At 66.0% G+C, this 19,855-nt stretch carries 15 protein-coding genes; 9 read left to right on the forward strand and 6 right to left on the reverse strand.

Annotated features, from left to right (window positions below; genetic code table 11):
- The first annotated feature begins 10 nt into the window (after positions 1 to 10).
- Together AC5QPF_RS16485 and AC5QPF_RS16490 are read left to right on the forward strand one after the other, a co-directional pair.
- Complete coding sequence (locus AC5QPF_RS16485; RefSeq protein ID WP_494958912.1) at positions 11 to 1,453, forward strand: Na+/H+ antiporter NhaC family protein; 1,443 nt, start codon at positions 11 to 13, stop codon at positions 1,451 to 1,453.
- A 46-nt stretch (positions 1,454 to 1,499) separates the two neighbouring features.
- Entirely contained in the window at positions 1,500 to 3,263 is a 1,764-nt protein-coding gene (locus tag AC5QPF_RS16490) for a CocE/NonD family hydrolase (RefSeq protein WP_494958913.1), read from the forward strand.
- A gap of 210 nt (positions 3,264 to 3,473) precedes the next feature.
- Here AC5QPF_RS16490 and AC5QPF_RS16495 read toward each other — a convergent pair whose 3' ends face one another.
- The 4 genes from AC5QPF_RS16495 to AC5QPF_RS16510 form a co-directional block, all read right to left on the reverse strand.
- Positions 3,474 to 4,250, reverse strand: coding sequence for an SDR family oxidoreductase (locus AC5QPF_RS16495; protein ID WP_494958914.1), 777 nt, complete (start codon positions 4,248 to 4,250; stop codon positions 3,474 to 3,476).
- A complete protein-coding gene (locus tag AC5QPF_RS16500) occupies positions 4,247 to 5,941 on the reverse strand; it encodes an FAD-binding protein (RefSeq protein WP_494958915.1) in 1,695 nt (564 codons plus the stop codon). The genes AC5QPF_RS16495 and AC5QPF_RS16500 overlap by 4 nt, the downstream gene beginning before the upstream one ends.
- Positions 5,938 to 7,650 (reverse strand): FAD-binding protein, encoded by a 1,713-nt coding sequence (locus AC5QPF_RS16505; protein WP_494958916.1) that lies wholly within the window; start codon positions 7,648 to 7,650, stop codon positions 5,938 to 5,940. Before AC5QPF_RS16505 ends, AC5QPF_RS16500 begins: the two co-directional genes overlap by 4 nt.
- A 241-nt stretch (positions 7,651 to 7,891) precedes the next feature.
- Complete coding sequence (locus tag AC5QPF_RS16510) at positions 7,892 to 8,569, reverse strand: DUF3313 family protein (RefSeq protein ID WP_494958917.1); 678 nt, start codon at positions 8,567 to 8,569, stop codon at positions 7,892 to 7,894.
- Positions 8,570 to 8,773: 204 nt separating this feature from the next.
- On the opposite strand from AC5QPF_RS16510, the gene AC5QPF_RS16515 reads away from it, so the two are divergent.
- Entirely contained in the window at positions 8,774 to 11,464 is a 2,691-nt protein-coding gene (locus tag AC5QPF_RS16515; protein WP_494958918.1) for a hypothetical protein, read from the forward strand.
- 59 nt (positions 11,465 to 11,523) lie between these two features.
- On the opposite strand, the gene AC5QPF_RS16520 is transcribed toward AC5QPF_RS16515, so the two are convergent.
- Entirely contained in the window at positions 11,524 to 12,819 is a 1,296-nt protein-coding gene (locus AC5QPF_RS16520; RefSeq protein ID WP_494958919.1) for a serine/threonine transporter, read from the reverse strand.
- A gap of 66 nt (positions 12,820 to 12,885) precedes the next feature.
- Positions 12,886 to 14,259: an L-serine ammonia-lyase gene (locus AC5QPF_RS16525; protein ID WP_494958920.1), complete on the reverse strand. Its 1,374-nt coding sequence runs from the start codon at positions 14,257 to 14,259 to the stop codon at positions 12,886 to 12,888.
- Positions 14,260 to 14,405: 146 nt separating this feature from the next.
- Between AC5QPF_RS16525 and AC5QPF_RS16530 the strand changes: the two genes are divergently transcribed.
- The 6 genes from AC5QPF_RS16530 (at position 14,406) to AC5QPF_RS16555 (ending at position 19,841) form a co-directional block, all read left to right on the forward strand.
- Positions 14,406 to 15,323, forward strand: coding sequence for a LysR substrate-binding domain-containing protein (locus AC5QPF_RS16530; RefSeq protein ID WP_494958921.1), 918 nt, complete (start codon positions 14,406 to 14,408; stop codon positions 15,321 to 15,323).
- Positions 15,324 to 15,523: 200 nt separating this feature from the next.
- Positions 15,524 to 16,132: a biliverdin-producing heme oxygenase gene (locus AC5QPF_RS16535; RefSeq protein WP_494958922.1), complete on the forward strand. Its 609-nt coding sequence runs from the start codon at positions 15,524 to 15,526 to the stop codon at positions 16,130 to 16,132.
- A 55-nt stretch (positions 16,133 to 16,187) separates the two neighbouring features.
- Positions 16,188 to 16,610: a DUF454 family protein gene (locus tag AC5QPF_RS16540; RefSeq protein ID WP_494958923.1), complete on the forward strand. Its 423-nt coding sequence runs from the start codon at positions 16,188 to 16,190 to the stop codon at positions 16,608 to 16,610.
- A gap of 55 nt (positions 16,611 to 16,665) precedes the next feature.
- Entirely contained in the window at positions 16,666 to 18,024 is a 1,359-nt protein-coding gene (locus AC5QPF_RS16545) for a CoA transferase (RefSeq protein ID WP_494958924.1), read from the forward strand.
- Positions 18,025 to 18,194: 170 nt separating this feature from the next.
- Positions 18,195 to 18,968 carry a glucose 1-dehydrogenase gene (locus AC5QPF_RS16550; RefSeq protein ID WP_494958925.1) on the forward strand — a complete coding sequence of 258 codons (774 nt, stop codon included), beginning with the start codon at positions 18,195 to 18,197 and terminating at the stop codon, positions 18,966 to 18,968.
- An 81-nt stretch (positions 18,969 to 19,049) separates the two neighbouring features.
- A complete protein-coding gene (locus tag AC5QPF_RS16555) occupies positions 19,050 to 19,841 on the forward strand; it encodes a fumarylacetoacetate hydrolase family protein (protein WP_494958926.1) in 792 nt (263 codons plus the stop codon).
- Positions 19,842 to 19,855: the final 14 nt, after the last annotated feature.

Raw genomic sequence — 19,855 nt, forward strand, 5'->3', positions numbered from 1 at the left:
AGAACGCAGCATGAACCAACCCTACTCCCCGCCGGCGGCGGACGCCCCGAGCGCGTCCGCCAGCGCCGCCCTCAAGCCCGCGAAGCAACTCAACCCGGCGCTGATCCTCCTGAGCATCGTGTTCATGGCCCTGGCCCTCACCTACCTGATGGACTCGGGCCAGTTCCAGCGCAAAGACATCGCGGTGATCCCGGGCTCCTATCAAACGCTGGAGAAGGACACCAGCCTCGGCCAGCTGTTCTCCATCGAACCGCGCACGGCGCAAGCCGAGGTCGCCCGCCCGGTGTCACTGGTGGAAGCCTTCATGGCCATTCCCAAGGGCATCGAAACCCGCGCCGGGCTGATCTTCATGGTCCTGTTCATCGGCGGCATGTTCGGCGTGCTGAACAAGGCCGGCGCCATCGACGCCGGGCTGGAGCGTATCCTCGGCCTGACCCGGGGCAATGTCTACGTGCTGGTGCCCTGCCTGATGCTGGTGTTCTCCGCCGGCAGCACCTTCATGGGCCTGGCCAAGGAATTCATCCTGATCGTGCCGTTGATGGTGGCCATGGCCAACCGCCTCGGCCTGCCGAACATCATCGGCCTGGCCATCGTGGCGATCTCGGTGAAGGTCGGTTACCTCGGCTCGATCACCAACCCGGTGGCCCTGGCCGTAGCCCAGCCGCTGGTAGGCGTGCCGATGTTCAGCGGGCTGCCGATGCGTGTGCTGACCTATGGGGTGTTCCTGCTGGTGGGCATCGCCTTCGTGCTACTGAGCATCCGCCGGCATGGTTTCGACCGCACCGCCACCTTCGACTTCAAGCGTGCGCCCCTGCCCGCCCGGCATGCCGCCAACCTGCTCCTGCTGGCGGCCGGCGTGGCCTTCCTGGTCTATGCCTCGAACCGCTGGCACTGGAAATACCCGGAGCTTTCGGCCTACTACCTGGCCCTGAGCATGCTCTTCGCCGTAGTCGCGGGGATCGGTGCCAGCGATGCGGCGACCGCCTTCGTCGACGGCATGAAGAAGGTGCTGATGGCCGGGGTCCTGATCGGCCTGGCAACGGCAGTGGAAATCATCCTCAGCAGCGGCCAGGTGCTGGACACCATCGTCAACAACCTGTCGGAACTGGTGGGCGAACACGGCGCGCTGGTCTCGGCCTTCGGCATGTTCTTCGCCCAACTGGGCCTGGACGTGGTGATTCCTTCCACTTCCGGGCAGGCGGCGGTGACCATGCCGATCTTCGGCCCCCTCGGGCAGCTTTCCGGCGTGACGCCGCACACCACGGTGTACGCCTTCCTGCTCGGCAACGGCCTGACCAATCTGATCACCCCGACCTCCAGCGGCCTGCTGGTACTGCTGGCCACCGCCCAGGTCGGCTGGAGCCAGTGGGCGCGCTATATCTGGCCGCTGTTCCTGATCTTCATGGCCATCGCCCTGGCCCTGCTGAGCATCGCCGTGTTCATCGGCTACTAAATTCACCGGGCCGTCACGGCGGCCCGCCTGCTTCGAGTCGTTCCCCATGCATGTTCTGAAAGACCTGATGGTGCCGATGCGCGATGGCGTGCGGCTGGCCACCGATATCTATTTGCCCGACGCCAGCGGCGCGCCGCTGCCGGTGATCATCGAGCGCACCCCGTACAACAAGTCCTTGCCCTCGCGCTCGGAAAAGCGCCGCGACGGCCATCACCTCGGCCGCGAGGAAATGGCGGCGACCTTTGCCGCGGCCGGCTTTATCACGGTGTTCCAGGACTGCCGCGGTCGCCACGCCTCCGAGGGCGAGTTCGTCAAGTACATCAACGAGGCCGAGGACGGCTACGACACCCTCGCCTGGCTGGTGGAACAGCCCTGGTGCAATGGCCGGGTGGGCAGCATGGGCCTGTCCTATGCCGCCCATACCCAACTGGCCATGGCCTGCCTGAATCCACCGGGACTGTGCACCATGGTCCTGGATTGCGGCGGATTCGCCAACGCCTTCCACTGCGGGATCCGCCAGGGCGGCGCGTTCGAACTGAAGCAGGCGACCTGGGCCTTCAAGCAGGCCAAGGAAAGCCCGGCGGCCAAGGCCGATCCGGCGCTGCGCAAGGCGCTGGAGCAAGAGGATATCCATGCCTGGTTCGCCGCCATGCCCTGGAAGGCCGGGCACTCGCCGTTGCGGCATGTTCCCGAGTACGAGGACTACCTGCTGGATCAGTGGCGGCGCGGCAGCTACGACGCGTACTGGCAGCAACTGGGGATCTGCGCCGACGCGTTTCGCGGACAGATCCCGGATATCCCGGTGCTGCATATGTCCAGTTGGTATGACGCCTATGTCAGCTCGACGCTGGACAACTTCAGCGCCTTCACCCGCCATGGTTCGGCGCCACAACGCCTGATCATGGGGCCGTGGCTGCATGGGGACCGCAATATCAGCCATAGCGGCGATGCCGAGTTCGGTGTCGCGGCGGCGTTCGATGGGCAGGTGGAGCTGGACTGGCTGGCGTGTCGGCTGGAGTGGTTCGACACTCACCTGAAGAGCTCATCTGCAATGAACGCAGCACAACAGGTGCAGGTGTTCCTCATGGGGGGAGGGTCCGGGTGCAGGGATGATCAGGGACGCATCGAGCATGGCGGTGCATGGCTGACGGCGGATCGCTGGCCATTGCCTGGAAGCCGGCAGCGAGTACTGCATCTGCAGGAGGATGGCGGACTCGGGCGTGACGCCGTTGAGTCGCCCGACAGCAGCCTTGGCTATCTGGCGGACCCCTTCCATCCAGTCCCAACCCTCGGCGGTGCGTTGACCTCGGGAGCGCCGGTGTTTGCCGGTGGTGCGTTCGACCAGCGAGCCCTGGGCGAGCGTGCGGATGTGCTGGTCTTCCAGACCGAGCCCCTGGCCGAAGACCTGGTGGTAGCGGGCGATGTGGAGATTGAACTGTGGGTTGAAACCGACGGCCTGGATACCGACTTCACGGCCAAGCTGGTGGATGTGTACCCGGATGGTTATGCGATGAATATCACCGACGGCATCATCCGCTGCCGCTATCGCGACTCATGGAACGAGCCGGAACCGACGCTGCCGGGGGAGTGTTTCAAGGTGACGATCAGGCCGTTCGCAACTTGCAACCGCTTTGTCAAAGGGCACCGGCTGAGGCTGGATATCGCCAGCAGCAACTTCCCGCATTTCGATGTGAATCCGAACAGCGGGGAGCCGGAGGGACAGGCCACCGGGAAGCGGGTGGCGAGGAATAGGGTGCATATGAGTGCATCGCGGCCGTCGCGTATTTCCTTGACCATCCTGCCAGATTAGACGCACCGACAACGCCATACCCTCGTAGGAACGTGGCTTGCCCGCGAAGGACCGCGCCAGCGGTCCCAAAACCTGCCACGCCGGGTATCTGGGTATCGGAGGCCAAACAGGCGCTGAATCCAGAAAAGCGTCAACTACCCAGCTCGTGCTGGGTGGTTGTGGGGCCGCTCTGCGGCCCTTCGCAGGCAAGTCAGCTCCACACCAAACCCTTCAGATACTCATCACCATCTGCCCACTATCAATCCTCAGCTCAACCCCATTCACCGCCCGCGCCTCGTCACTGGCGAGGAACAGCACACTCCCCGCCACATCCTCCGGCCGGCACATGCGGTTCATGGGATCGCTGTCGATGGTCAACCGCTCCGGATCCAGCCCCGCCGGAAAGCCGCCGCTGGTCATATCGGTCAACACCCCATCCGGATGCAGGCTATTGCAGCGAATCCGGTACTTGCGCCGCCGGCAGAACGCCGCCACCGACCGGGTCAGCGCCGCCACCGCACCTTTCGACGCACTGTAGGCCAGGTAATCATCCCGCCCGGCCAGCGCGGCAATGGACGACAGGTTGATGATCGAACCGCCACCCTCCTTCATCAGGCCAATAGCCTCCCGACACCCGAGGAACACGCTGTCGGCATTAATGCGCATCAGCCTGTGCCAGTCCTCCAGCGGCGTTTCCTCGATGGTGCCGCTGATGAGGATGCCGGCATTGTTGACCAGGATATCCAGGCGCCCGAAACGCTCGCGCACCACGCCCATCAACACCTGCCAGCCACTTTCGCTGCTGGCGTCATGACGAACGAACAACGTCGCCTCGCCCAGTTCCACCACCAGCGCTTCCCCTGCCACTTCGTCGATATCGGCGATCACCACCCGCGCACCTTCACGCACCAGCAGGCGCACGCTGGCCCGACCGATGCCCCGCGCGCCACCGGTGACGATGGCAACCTTGCCCGCGACCCGGCCACCCAAAGTAAGTCCTTCCGTCATGACGTGGCCTCGTTGGCAAGTTGTGGTTGATGGCTGTCCTGCCCGTCCCGCGCCGCAGCCAGGCCGGCGCGACGTCCGGAGAACACGCAGTCGGCCAAGGACAGGCCGCTGATATAAAGGTGCGAGGGAATACCCACGGCCGCACGGCCAGCGGCATACAGGCCGGGAACCGCTTGCGCTGCTTCATCCAGCACCGCCCCGCTGCTCTCGTCGACGCGCAGCCCGCCCAGGGTCAAGGCGCCCAACGGGAACGCCGGATTGCCCACTGAGATATCACAGGCATAGAACGGCCCCTGCTCCAGCGCTTGCCGCCCGCCCCGCGACTTGCCGAACGCATCACCCACCTCGCCCCGCGCCGCTGCGTTGTTGGCCTGCACCGCCTCGCGCAACGCCTGGGCATTCATCCCGGTCACCTGCGCCAGTTCGTCGAGGCTGCGGCCCTTGCGCACGTTGAACAGCATCAAGGCCAGCGCCGGCACGGTCTGGAACCACCAGTAGCCCTTGAACAGCGTCTCGCGCAGGGCTTTCCTGCGTAGCGGCTTGTCCAGCACCAGCCAGGCACGGCCGCCCTGCTCTTCCATCAACGGTTGACCAAGGGTCGCGCCATAGACTTCCTCGTTGCAGAACCGCCGACCTTCGGTGTTGACCACGATGCCCTTGTGCCAACTGTAGGGCGGATTGATGAAGCGCCAGGCCGACACCCGCTCCAGCCGGTCGCTGCTGGCACCGACGCTGAGCCCCAGGCGCAGCCCGCTGCCATCGCAACCCGTTGCGCCGACCTTGAAGTTGCGACGGAACTTAGGCGCATGCTGGGCGATCATCTCGCGGTTGAAGATAAAGCCGCCGGTGCTCAGGATCACCGCCTTGCTCGCCCGTACCAGCACCGGCCGGGCGAAGTCCTTCTCCAGTTGCGTCGCGCGCTGACGCAAACCGTCGCAGTAGCCTGGAGCGAAGTTCTGCAGTTTCTCGGCACGGGCGATCAGTTTCGCGTGCAGCGCTGCCTGCTCGCTGCCCGGCGACAAGCGCCAGAACTCAGCTCCGATCACCCGGCCCACTCCATCCACCACCAGGCGCTTGGCCGCAGCCTGCAGCAACGGTCGCACGCCAGCTCGCAGGCAGGCGGCCTGCAGGTGGCTGTACAGCACCGCCCCGCACTGGCCCTTGCCGACGGTGCGATGGCCACGCGGCGCCGGTGGATTATCACCGCCGTAGAGCGGCACCAGTTCGTTGCCGGAGTAATAGAGGTAGCAACCATCCTGCGGATAGGAGGTCTTGCCACCCGGCGGCACTTCGTGGGAATACGGCGCGCCATGGTTTTCCAGCCATTCCAGGTTGGTCACGCTGTCGTTGCAGAAGCGCCGCAGGGTTTCGTCGCTGACCACGCCCTGGGTTTCGTGCTTGAGGTAATCAAACATCGCCTCGGGCGAATCGCTGTAGCCGGCACGGCGCTGCTGGCGAGTACCGCCGCCGGCATAGACCACGCCACCACTCTTGGCACTGGCCCCACCGCCCAGGAAGCGGTCGGCCACCAGCACATCGACTCCGGCGGCACGGGCTTCCAGCGCCGCACAGGCACCCGCGGCGCCCCAGCCGAGCACCAGCACCTCGCAGTATTCGTCCCACTGCCGGCCTTGCAGTTCGTCACTGCGCAGCGGCGGCAGGACCGGCGTCACCGTATCGACCCGGCTCATGAGACCACCCCGGCGAGATGGTTCGCCGCCACGTAGCCGAAGGTCATCGCCGGACCCAGGGTACCGCCGGCACCGGGATAGCTGGTCCCCATCACCGACGCCGAGCAGTTGCCGATGGCGTACAGACCCGGGATCGGCATGCCATCGGCGCGCACCACCTGGGCATTGGCGTTGGTCAGCAGGCCGCCCTTGGTGCCGATGTCGCCGGCGTCGAGGCGCATGGCATAGAACGGGCCTTTGCGCAGCGGCGCCAGGCACGGATTGGGCTTGATGTTGCAGTCGCCGTAGTAGCGGTCGAAGACGTTGCCGCCACGGTCGAAGTCGGCATCGACGCCCGTTCGCGCGTATTCGTTGACCTTGCCCACGGTGTGTTCCAGGCCGGCGGCGTCGACGCCGATCTGCACGGCCAGGCCGGCCAGGGTGTCAGCCTTCCAGTACAGGCTGTTCAGCCATTCCTTGCGCAGGCGGCCGTCGGGCATGACCTGGGCCGGCATCAGCGGCCCCATGGCGTAGTTGAAGCGGAAATGCGCGTCGAAGATCACCCAGGCCGGCACGCTGCGCCCGCCGCTCTGCTGGTTGTCACGGTGCATGGCATCGACGAACTCCAGGTACGGCGCGGCCTCGTTGACGAAGCGCCGGCCCTGGCCGTTGACCACGATGGCGCCGGGGAAGGCACGCTCGGCGAAGATACCGCGGGGCTTGTCCTCCCCTGGCACGGCGATGGTCGGCGCCCACCAGGCCCAGTCCATCAATGCGGTGGCGGCACCTTCCTGCATGCCGGCGAGCAGGGCGGCGCCGGTGTTGTTGCCCGGTGGCGTGGCGCTCCAGCTCATCTGCGTCGGTTTGGGCAGGTACTGCTCGCGCAGGGCCTGGTTCTGTTCGAAGCCACCACTGCCGAAGACCACGCCAAGGCGGGCCTCGATGGCCATTTCCTGACCATCACGAACGACTTTGACCCCCGCGACCTTGCCATCGCGCATCAGCAGTTCGCGGAAATCGGTGTTGAGCCACAGCGGTACGTCGCGGTCCATCAGCGAACGGCGCAGGGCCGAGACCAGTGAGCTGCCGAGGGCTGCGCGGCGATCGTACTTGCTCTTCCTGCGCCATTTGAAGTCCAGCTTGTAGCGCAGCATCAGACCGAGAATCAGCCAGCGCCAACCGAAGCTGCGGGCCATGGCCTTGTGCGCGTGGCGCGCGGTCCAGGCGATGCGGCCCATGAGCAGGGTCGACGGCGACGGCTTGCGCAGGTTGTCCAGTTCCTCGCCGAGCAGGCTGGTGTCGAACAGTTCCGGGTCGAGGGTGCGCCCGCCGGGTAGCGCGCCGGGCAGGTGCGGGTAGTAATCCGGGTACTTGGCGGCGACCGCGTAGCGCACGCGGCTTTTTCGCGTCAGCGCCTCGATCATCTTCGGCGCGTTGGCCAGGTAGGCGTCCAGGCGCGCGGGCTCGACGTGTTCGCCGGCGGCGGCCTGCAGGTAGCGGCGCGCCAGTTCCGGGCTGTCGTTGCCGCCCAGTCGGGTGAAATAGTGGTTGTTGGGAATCCAGATCCCGCCACCGGAGATCGCCGAGGTGCCGCCGTACTTGTCGCTTTTTTCCACAATCAGGACCCGCAGACCGTGATCGGCGAGAAACACCGCCGAAGTCATCGCACCCGCGCCCGAGCCGACGACGATCACGTCGTAGCCGGGTTGAGACTGAACTTGAGCCGTCATTGTTGTTATGCCATTAGCTGAGGTCAGGAAAACCGCCGGTCAAGGGGCGGTGGACCTCATCTTCGGGGGCTGGCGGGGTGGGTTCATCGTCAAAGCGGACTAGGCGAAAGTGCTGATGGCCTCATCGCGGGCACCGCCCGCTCCCACAAGGATCCCTGCCAGCCTCAAGATACCGGCTAGCCGCAAAGCCTGATTGGGAGCGGGCGTTGCCCGCGATGAGGCCAGCGCAGACAGCAGAGAACTATTTCTTCTTCAGGTTCAGATAGGACTGATGCAGATCCGCAGCCCAGCCATCGATCACCGCCTTCACATCCTCCGGCTTCATCACCTGGCTGGTGTTCTCCAGCGGCTTGCCGCTGCCCTTGCGCACCACCTGGGCCACCACCTGGTTGTTGCCGCCGTCGATGAACTGAGCTTCGGTGGCGATATCGGTTTCCTGGTCTCGGATCCCCGAGGCGGTGCTGACCGCCGCGGCCACCAACGCCACCGGTATCACCTCGTACGGTTTGAGGCCCTGGGTCTTGCTGGTGACCGCCGTGATCGCCGGGCGCACCACGATCACCCCCGGCCCGGGTGCCGTGGCCAGTGGCAGAGACTTGCCCAACTCACGCTTGAGCGCCTGGTCGTAGTAACGGGTAATGCCGCGCAGGGTCTGCTCCGGAATCTGCGCTGTCGGCAGGGGCTTCGGATACAGCTGGCTCGGCTCAATGTAGACACTGCTAAAGCTGTCCGGCTTCAGATGCGGATCGATCCAGCGCATCACCGGTGCCCCTGAGGGGGACTTCGCCTCCTTGAGCCTGCTGTAGTCTTTGAGAAAGCCCGAGTACTCGTCCGGTTTGCTCAGCCCGCCGCCACTGGAACAGCCGACAAGCAGCAACGAGGTCAGGCAGAGCGATCCCATCACCTGTGCGACTTTCATACGTCCTCCCCTTCTTGGAAAAACGCTGGCCGATGACCAGCGGGTTAGGTATAGCCCAGCTTTTGTGCGATATCGGGGCGAAATGCCGCGAAAACTTTGCGCGCAGGGAATTTGCGACACCTTTCACAGTGGTGGCAACTGGCTATTTCCCTGCTCTACACTCGCTCGCCATGGACTCACCTCCCTTATGAAGAAAGGCGGAACATGGACAGGGAAGAAAACGCTTCACCCGGGCAGCACACACAATTCGACGCCGAGCACGCCCGTATCGATGAACGTCGGCGCCTGCTGGCATTGCCCGCCAGCGACAAAGGTCGCTGGGCCCTGGCGCTGTCCGGTGGCGGTATCCGCAGCGCCACCTTCTGCCTTGGCGTCCTCCAGTCCCTGGCTCGCGCCCGTTCAGCGGATGCACCCGCGCGGGACGATGGCCAGCCCCCCGCGCTCGACGAGCGCCTGTTGCCGCGCTTCGACTACCTGTCCACGGTCAGCGGCGGCGGTTACCTCGGCTCGTTCTTCGGCAGCCTGTTCCTCCCCGGTCGCCTGCGCGGCCGGGAACAGAGCGGTGTCCTTGAGACAGACGATGCCCGCCCGGCCGAGCAGGCCAGGGTCGACGCGGCGCGGGACGCCTATGACACCCTCGACTACGAACCACCGGGACGCATCCACACCGGCGACGACTACCGCCAGCAGCCGGTCGACGCGGCGCCACTGGCCTGGCTGCGGGAGAACGGCCGCTACCTGACGCCAAGCGGCGCCGGCGACCTCTTCTATGTTCTCGGCCTGTCCCTGCGCAACCTGTTCGCGGTGCACATGGTCATCGGCATGCCACTGCTGTGCACCCTGGCCCTGGCCATCCTGGTCCAGGTGCTGATCGGCGCCACCCCGGCGTGCATGGCGGTCAGCGGCGCACTACCGGCGAGTGTCGCGCAGTTGCTGTGCGGTTCGCTCTGGTGGATGCCCGCGGCCCTGGTCCTGCTGGCCGTGCTGCCGTTGATGCTGGCGTTCTGGATGGTCTATCGCCGGCGCAACGACGATGACTCGCTGCATCCCTTCAATCGGGCGACCGGGCTGTATGTGCTGTCCGGCGTGGTGTTCCTTGGCCTCGGCCTGCTCGCCCCCGGCATCGACAGTGGCCTACGGGCCCTGCTGGTGCTGTCCGCGCTGGTCTGCGGCCTGGGCCTGGCCTACTGCCTGTGGCTGTGCAGCTACCTGGGCAGCGGCCGGATCAACCCGGACAAGGCCCTGACCCGGGAGAACAGCGTAGGCACCTACCGGGTTCTGGTGACCCGGCGCCTGGCCACCGCCATCGTCGCCACCCTGGTCAGCGTGTTCTTCGCCCTGATGCCCTGGCTCAGCGAATGGCTGTTCCAGCGTGTCGCCGAAGGCCAGGGAGCGTTGCTGTCCGGTGGCGCGCTGCTGCCGCTGTTGATGGCGCTGGTGCGCCAGGCCTCCCTGTCCAGCGATGACAAGGCCACGCCGAGTTGGCTGAGCAAATTGCCGATCAGCCTGATCGCCGGCCTCGCCGGGGTGGCGATCTTCATGCTGGTTGCGCTGTTCTGGGGCCTGCTGGCGCAGTACGTGCGGTTCGGCAGCGATGCCGTGGCCGACTCGCAAGGCTGGGCGCGCCTGGCGGTGCTGGTACTACTGGCGGCGGTGTGCAGCCTGGGTTCGGGCAAGTTCATCGGCTTCATCAACCTGTCGTCGTGGCAGGCGTTCTACCGCGCGCGCCTGGCCCGGGCCTACCTGGGTGCCTCCAACGGCCTGCGTTTCTCCGGCAACACCCGCAACCAGCGCAAGCGCCTGCTCAGCGTCGCCGAGACGCTGCCAGGTGACGATATCGGCATCGAGGACTACTACGCCAACAACGGTTGTGCGCCGGTGCACTTGATCAACGTCACCCTCAACCAGACCGTCGACCCGGCCGAACAACTGGTGCAACGCGACCGCAAAGGCAAACCGTTGTGCCTGGCGCCGTCCGGCGCCGAGGGGATGGCCAGCGTCAGCTACCTGCTCGACGGCGAACCGCGGCAACGGGCACCTCAGCCGGACTGCGGCGAGATGTACCAACCGCTGACCCTGGCCCACTGGGTCGCCACCTCTGGCGCCGCAGTGTCCACCGGCCTTGGCCGGCAGACCAGCCTCGGCACCTCGCTGGCCCTGGGCCTGACCAACATGCGCCTGGGCACCTGGTGGCCCGCCGACTTCCTGCAGAACGGCGAACTGCTGACCGGCACCCGCAAAAGCCGCGACACCCTGCGCGAACGCACCCTGCCCGCCCAGCACTACCTGTACCAGGAGCTGACTGCGCGCTTCCATGGCTTGAACCGCGACTTCCAGTACCTGTCCGATGGCGGCCACTTCGAGAACACCGCCACCTACGAGTTGATCCGCGATGGACGCAACATCGAACTCATCGTGACCTGCGACTGCGGCGCCGACCCGACCTACCAGTTCAACGACCTGGCCAACCTCATCCGTCTGGCGCGAATCGACCAGGCGCTGGAGATCCGCGAGGACACCGGAGTCTTTGCCGATCCGGTACTGGCGCCGTATTTCGGGCATGTCGGCAATTTCGCCCTGGAGACGGCCGAGCGTGGGGAGGCGGATTACCGGCGCTGCGCGATGCTGTTCAAGGTGATCGACCAGCACGGCGAACTGACCGCGCGGATCCTGCTGATCAAGCCGAATCTGATCGCCGGGCTGCCGGTGGACCTGGTCAACTACGCGGGCGCGCACCCGACCTTCCCCAACGAGAGCACGGCGGACCAGTTCTTCAATGAAGCACAGTTCGAGAGCTATCGGCAGTTGGGGTTGCAGATCGGGCAGCGGCTGTTCGGGGATGGGAAAAGCGCGTCGCCGGTAGCGGATGCGCTCTGGAAATACTTGCAGCGGTGACCTCAAGGACCTCATCGCTGGCAAGCCAGCGATAGGGCCCTGAAAACCTCAGCCTGAGATCAGGCAATCACCGACCAGGCAATCGCCGACAGGGTGATCAGACCCACCGCCACCACGAACACATTCGACACCTTGCCCGAATACTGGCGCAGCGACGGCACCTTGTTGATCGCGTACATCGGCATCAGGAACAGCAAACAGGCGATCACCGGGCCGCCCAGGGACTCGATGATGCCGAGGATGCTCGGGTTGAGGGTGGCGACGATCCAGCAGGTCAGCACCATGAACAGTGCGGTGACCCGCTCCAGGCCCTTGGCCGACATCGATTTGCCACGCCCGCGCAGGCTCTTGACGATCAGGCCCTGGAAGCCCTCGCTGGCACCGACGTAGTGACCGAGGAACGACTTGGTGATGGCCACCAGCGCGATCAGCGGCGCGACGAAGGCGATGATCGGGGTCTGGAAGTGGTTGGCCAGGTACGACAGGATCGAGATGTTCTGCGCCTTGGCTGCCGCCAGGTCGGCCGGGGACAGGGCCAACACGCAGCTGAAGCAGAAGAACATCACCGTCAGCACCATCATCAGGTGCGAGACCGCCAGGATCTTTCCGCTTTTCTGGTCGGCGCGCTCACCGTATTGCTTCTTCTGCGCCACGGCGAAGGCCGAGATGATCGGCGAATGGTTGAACGCAAAGACCATCACCGGAATCGCCAGCCACAGGGTCTTGAGCAGCAGGCCAGGGTCCATGCCCTCGCCCGCCTGGGCGAAGAACGCACCGTTCCAGTTGGGCACCAGGCCGATGGCGAGCAGCAGCAGCGCCGCGACGAAGGGATAGACCAGCACGCTCATGACCCGGACGATGATGCCTTGGCCGCAGCGCACGACGATCATCAGCCCGCAGATCAGCAGCAGCGAGAGCAAGGCCCTTGGCGGCGGCGTGATGTGCAACTGGTGTTCAAGGAAGTTACCCAGGGTGTTGGTCAAGGCAACGCTGTACACCAGCAGGATCGGGAAGATAGCGAAGAAATACAGGAGGGTGATCAGCTTGCCGGCCCCGGCGCCGAAGTGCTCTTCCACCACCTCGGTGATGTCTTCCTTGCCGCCCTTGCGCCCGGAGAGCACGAAGCGGGTCAAGCCGCGGTGGGCGAAGTAGGTCATGGGGAACGCCAGCAACGCCAGGATCAGCAACGGCCAGAAGCCGCCGACGCCAGCATTGATCGGCAGGAACAGCACACCGGCGCCGATGGCGGTGCCGTACAGGCCGAGGGTCCAGGTGGTGTCGTGACGGTTCCAGCCGGTGGTGACGGGGCCGGCCGATTCGACACGCAGGTTCGTGGTGCTTTGTACATCAGTCATCGATAACGCCTTGTAATTGTTCTTGTTGCTCATGAATAACCACACCGCCTCTGCGGGCGGCGTTTTTCAACACTCGACGAAGGCGACGGCCAGGCCGCCGCGGGAAGTCTCCTTGTAGTTCTCGTGCATGTCGGCGCCGGTGTCGCGCATGGTGCGGATCACCCGGTCCAGGGAAATGAAATGCTCGCCGTCGCCGCGCAAGGCCATCTGCACGGCATTGATCGCCTTCACGGCGGCGATCGCGTTGCGCTCGATGCAGGGCACCTGGACCAGGCCGCCGACCGGGTCGCAGGTCAGGCCGAGGTTGTGTTCCAGGGCGATTTCCGCCGCGTTCTCCAGCTGTGGCGGGGTCGCACCGAGCACATCGGCCAGGCCTGCCGCCGCCATGGCGCAGGCCGAACCCACCTCGCCCTGGCAGCCGACCTCGGCGCCGGAGATCGAGGCGTTCTTCTTGCACAGGATGCCCACCGAGGCGGCGGCAAGCAGGAAGTCGACCACGTCGTCGTCACGGGCTTCGGGGTTGAACTTCATGTAGTAATGCAGCACCGCCGGAATGATGCCGGCGGCGCCATTGGTCGGCGCGGTGACCATGCGCCCGCCGGCGGCGTTTTCCTCGTTGACCGCCAGAGCAAACAGGTTGACCCACTCCATGGCGCTCAGGGTCGAGCCGATCACGTTGGGCTTGCCCAGCTCCTGCAGGCTGCGGTGCAGCTTGGCCGCACGACGCTTGACCTTGAGTCCGCCGGGCAGGATGCCTTCGTTGCTCAGGCCGTTGGCCACGCATTCGCGCATCACCGCCCAGAGTTGCAGCAGGCCGCTGCGTACCTCGGACTCCTCGCGCCAGGCCAGCTCGTTGGCCATCATCAACTGGCTGACCCGCAGGTTGTGGCGCTTGCACAGGGCCAGCAGTTCCTCGGCGCTGGAGAACTCGTAGGGCAGTTGCACCTGCGCGACCGCAGCCCCGCCACCGATTTCCGCCGCCTCGACGATAAAGCCGCCACCCACCGAGTAGTAGGTCTGCTGCAACAGCAGACCATCGGTGCCGTTGGCTTCCAGGGTCATGGCGTTGGGGTGGTACGGCAGACTTTCGTCGAGCAGCAGCAGGTCGCGCTTGCAGTCGAAGGCAATCGTCTGGCTGCCGCCCAGGACCAGCACGCCGGTGTTCTCCAGTTGCTCGATCCGCGGGCCGATGCAGTGCGGATCGATACGGTCCGGCCACTCGCCCATCAGGCCCAGCAGGCAGGCGCGATCGGTGGCATGGCCGACGCCGGTGGCCGACAGCGAACCGTACAGGCGTACCTCGACACGGCTCACCGCATCCAGCAGATCCTGCCGACGCAAAGCCTCGACGAAGGTCGCGGCGGCGCGCATCGGACCGACGGTATGGGAACTGGACGGGCCGATGCCAATCTTGAACAGGTCGAAAACACTGATAGCCATGCTAATGCCTCGGTAACCGGCGGACGCAGGCCATTCCGGTGCACGGTGAAAAAATTGAGAATTGACGCTAGGTTGAGAGATACTGCCGCAGGATTTTTCCTACGACCAACGAAACGTTCTAAGCAAGGCTTTAGCAGGACTAAACGATGAGGCGACCCATGAACGGCCAGATGTATGTCTGGTTGCACGTGTTTTCCTGTGCGGCGCGACACCTGTCGTTCACCCGCTGCGCCGAGGAACTGCACATCACCCCGGGGGCGGTGAGCCAGCAGATCCGCCAACTGGAGGAACGCCTGGGCTTTCGCCTGTTCCTGCGCCGTGCCCGGGGCGTGGAACTGAGTGCCGAAGGCCAGCGCCTGGCCCTGACCGTGCACGAGGCCTACGGCAGCATCGATGCCGAACTGCGGCGCCTGGATGCCGGGGAGATTCGCGGCACCTTGCGCCTGCGCTCGATCCCGTCGTTCCTCGCCAAATGGCTGACGCCACGCTTGCCACGCCTGCAGCAGCGTTATCCGGACATCCAGTTGCGCCTGGTGGCCGAGGACAGCAACCAGGCCCTGCACGAAGGGGATTTCGACCTGGCCATCGACCTCAACGACGGCAGCTACCCCGGCATGCATTCGACGCCGCTGCTGGACGAGGAAATCTTCCCGGTCTGCTCCCCCGCCCTGCTCCGCGGCCGCCCGCCGCTGCACGGGCCGAGCGACCTGGTGCATTACCCGCTGCTGCATGACATCACGGCGTGGCGTGGCAGTTCCGAATACGCGGAATGGGAGTTCTACCTCAAGGCGATTGGCGCCGAAGGACTGGATGTGCGGCGCGGGCACACCTTCAACCGCAACCACCTGACCATCGAGGCGGCGATCGCCGGGATCGGCGTGGCCATTGCCCGGCGCACCCTGCTCAACGACGAGCTGGAGCGCGGGACGCTGATCGTGCCGTTCGGGGCACCGGTGTCGAATCACAAGCGCTATGTGTTGCTGTACAGCGCCGGGACCCTGGCGCACCCGAGTGCGCGGGCAGTGCATGACTGGTTGGTGGAAGAGGCCCAGGCCTTCGGGTGAAAGTTCCGGCCTCATCGCAGGCTTCGCCAGCTCCCACAGGGTTAGCGGTGCATGCGGTCCTTGTGCGAGCGGGCGTTGCCCGCGATGAGGCCGGAACAGGCGAAAAATGTTTATCTGATACCCATGTGAGGTTTTTTTACTGTCGCCCGTCATCTTGCTCGTCTAGTTACAAGGCCCGTCCCAAACGCAAGGAATTCCCAATGACAGCCAACACCGAACGCGCCAGCCTGCGCTCGCAGCGCCTGAATCAGATCACCCACGCGCCGCACAGCGAGCTGGACGCGCTGGTCAAGTCCCACGCGCCTTTCGAAACCCGTGAGAACTTCGCCCGCTTCGTCGTCGCCCAGTACCTGTTCCAGAACGAACTCAAGGCGCTGTACACCGATCCGCGCCTGATCGCCATCGTCCCCGACCTGGCCGAACGCTGCCGCGCCGAACAGGCCCGCCTGGACCTGGCCGACCTCGACACCGAAGTCCCCGCCGACTTCCCGGGTGCCCTGCAGAACCCGAGCCTGGGCGAGGCCTTGGCCTGGCTCTTCGTCTCCGAAGGCTCCAAGCTCGGCGCCGCCTTCCTGATCAAGCGCGCCGTGGCCCTGGACCTGAACGAGAACTTCGGCGCCCGCCACCTGGGCGAACCGGCCGGCGGCCGTGCCGAAGGCTGGAAGCAGTTCACCCGCATCCTCGATGGCCTGGAACTCTCTGCCGAAGAAGAAGCCGCCGCCGACAAAGGTGCAGTCGCTGCCTTCGAGCGCTTCACCGCGCTGCTCAAGCACGCCTACGCCACTGCGCCTAAAGCCGAACTGGCCTGATCGCGCTCCGGCCGTCATGATGACGGCCGGACTTCCCCGTGCAGTCGACTTGCCCATGACCCGACCCTCTTCCTCGAAGCTTTCCCGCGTGCTCTACGGCCTGCTGGCCTACGTGAGCCTGGGCATCGGCCTGGTGGCGATCGTCGTGCCCGGCCTGCCCACCACCGAATTCATCCTGCTCGCCGCCTGGGCCGCGACCCGCAGCTCGCCGCGCCTCAGTGCCTGGCTGGAGAACCACCGGCTGTTCGGCCCGATCCTGCACAACTGGCGCAACGGCAAGGTGATCCAGCGCCGGGCCAAGGTCAGCGCCACGGTCAGCATGCTGCTCTGCGCAACGCTCATGCTGGTTTTCCTCGAACACCGCTGGCCGGTGTGGCTGGCCATCGGCGGCATGACCCTGGGCAACCTGTGGATCTGGTCACGCCCCGAATCCGTCGCGCAAGCCGCCGCGAGACGTATCGACCCCTCCGGGATTTGACCTTCGCGCGCTGACTGGCTTCACTTGTTTCCTTCGATATCCCCGGAGGACAACGATGCTGAAACTGCTCGGCGCCATCGCCCATGACCTCGACCTCCCACCACCTGCCGACGGCGCGGTGCGCTTTGCAACGCCGGGCAGCCTGCCGTCCGCTTTCGACGTCACGGCACTTGCCGCGACCAGCATCGCGGCCGCCGGCCTCGCCGTCGCCGCACTGGTCGAGCAACAGGCCGGCGAATGCCACCGCGTGCTGGTGGACCGCCGCCTGGCCGCGCTCTGGTTCGCCTCCAGCCTGCGGCCCCAGGGTTGGCAACCGCCACCACCGTGGGACCCGATCGCCGGCGACTATCAGACCCGCGACGGCTGGATCCGCCTGCACACCAATGCTGCGCATCACCGCGCTGTTGCCGAGCAGGTCCTTGGCCCCGCCGCCGACCGCGACAGCATGGCCCGCCGGGTGCTGTCCTGGACGGCCGGAGAACTGGAGCAGGCCATCGTCGAGAACGGCGGCTGCGCGGCGCAGATGCGCAGTTGGCAACAATGGTCGGAGCACCCGCAGGGACTGGCAGTGAATGCCGAACCCTTGATCCGTCGCCAGGTCTTCGACGCCGAGGGTTCGCGGATCTGGCCCGGGCATGCGGAGCGGCCGCTGGCGGGCGTGCGGGTGCTGGACCTGACCCGGATTCTCGCCGGGCCGATCGCCACTCGCCTGCTGGCCGGTTTCGGCGCCGAGGTCCTGCGCATCGACCCACCGGGCTGGGAAGAACCGGCGCTGGTGGCGGAAGTCACCCTCGGCAAGCGCTGCGCCCGTCTGGACCTGCGCGATGCCGACGACCGCAAGGTCTTCGAACGCTTGCTCGCCCAGGCCGACATTCTGGTGCATGGCTACCGTGCCGATGCCCTGGAGCGCCTGGGCTATGGTGATGCCCAGCGCCGGGTGCTGAACCCGGCGCTGGTGGATGTCAGCCTGAATGCCTATGGCTGGACCGGGCCGTGGCGCCTGCGCCGGGGTTTCGACAGCCTGGTGCAGATGAGCAGCGGTATCGCTCATGCCGGCATGCGCTGGCAACAGGCCAGCCGCCCGGTCCCCTTGCCAGTGCAGGCGCTGGACCATGCGACCGGCTACCTGATGGCGGCCGCAGCGATCCGCGGGCTGGCCGAACGCCTGGCCACGGGCTGCGGGAGCCTGGCCAGGCTGTCCCTGGCGCGCACGGCGAAGTGGCTGGAGGAACAGGGCACGGTGGCAGAAGACCTGCCCCTGGCCGCAGAAACCCGGGCCGACCTGGGGTTGTGGCGCGAACATACACCGTGGGGACCGGCGCAGCGGCTGAAGCCGCCGATGCAGGTGACGGGCGCGGTGCTTCACTGGGAGCGCGGGGCTTGTGAGTTGGGCTCGGCTGAAGCCTGTTGGTGATCATCCTCCTGCCGCGCTGACGCTGTAAACGCGTAGCGAATAACAGAGGGGATCAACGACAGCGGGCATTTCAGCCATCTCCGCTAGTCCGTTGAGACGATGCCCCGCCCCCGTCCCGCCCGCCATAGTCCGTTCCATACCTCCTGGCAACCGGAACAAGGACACCCCGCATGAGCATCCTCGAACGCTTCCACCTCGACGGCAGCGTCGCCCTGGTTACCGGCAGCGGCCGTGGCATCGGTCGCGCCATCGCCCTCGCCTACGCCGAGGCCGGCGCCGACGTGGTCTGCTCGGCCCGTTCACTGGCCGAGGTCGAGGCCGTCGCCGAGGAAGTCCGCGCCCGTGGTCGCCGCGCCCTGGCCATCGCCTGTGACGTCACCGACAGCCAGCAACGCCAGGCCCTGGTGGAACAGACCCGCGAACACATGGGCCGTCTCACTCACCTGGTCAACAACGTCGGCGGCGGCGGCCCCAACGATCCGCTGAGCATGACCCCGGAGCAGTTCGACGAGATCCTGCGCTTCAACGTCTCCACCGCTTACGCCTTCTGCCAGCTCTGCGTGCCACTGATGCGCGAGGCCGGCGGTGGCAACATCGTCAATGTCAGCTCGGTGGCAGCCCGCTACTCGCAGCGCCACTTCAGCGCCTACGGCAGCGCCAAGGCCGCCCTCAGCCACCTGACCCGCCTGCTGGCCCAGGATTTCGCCCCGCAGATCCGGGTCAACGCCGTCGCCCCCGGGCCGACCCTGACCGACGCTCTGGCCGGGGTCATGCCTGCCGCCATGCGCCAGAGCATGGAAGCCAACACCCCGCTGAAATGCCTGGGCACCCCGGAAGACATCGCCGCCGCCGCACTGTACCTGGCCAGCCCGGCCTCGGCCTGGGTCACCGGCAAGATCATCGACGTCGACGGCGGTGCCGACTCCACCGTGTGGGTCGGCTGACACCTGCTTCTCACTTTGGCCGGCACCTGGCGAAACCCGTTGGCACCGGCCTTTTTTATTCCCAGCAAGAGCCCGCACCCCATGGATGCCACCCTGATCGATGCCCTCGGCGCCGAGCTGTTCCACGCCCTGCGCAGCCGCAAGACCCTCGCCCCGCTTAGCGAGCGCTATCCGCAGATCACCCTCGACGATGCCTACCGCATCTCCCTGCGCTTCCTGCAACGCCGCGAAACCCTGGGCGAGCGTGTGGTGGGCAAGAAAATCGGCGTCACCAGCCGCGCCGTGCAGGACATGCTCAATGTCCATCAACCTGACTTCGGCTTCCTCACCGACGCCATGCAGGTGGCCGACGCCAGTGAAGTCAGCCTGGCGCGCTTCAACCTGATCCAGCCCCGCGCCGAAGGCGAGATCGCCTTTATCCTTGGGGAAGACCTGCACGGCCCGGGCATCACCGCCAGCGACGTGCTGGCCGCCACCGAAGCCGTGGCGCCCTGCTTCGAAATCGTCGATTCACGCATCGATGCCTGGAAGATCCGCATCCAGGACACCGTGGCCGACAACGCCTCTTGCGGCGTCTTCGCCCTCGGCGCGCAGCGCATCGACCCGCGCGAGCTGGACCTGGCCCGAGTCGAGATGCACCTGCTGAAGAACGGCCAGCCCGCCGGCAGCGGCCTCGGCTCCGCCGTCCAGGGCCATCCCTGCACCGCCGTGGCCTGGCTGGCCAACACCCTCGGCGAGCTGGGCATTCCCTTCCGTCGCGGCGAAATCATCCTTTCCGGCGCCCTCGCCCCCCTGGTACCGGTGGGCCCGGGCGACCGCATCAGCCTTTCCATGAGCGGACTGGGCCAGTCCAGCCTGCGTTTCGTGCCCTGAGCACACCACCTTTA

The organism is Pseudomonas sp. Con_6 (genome assembly GCF_059379395.1).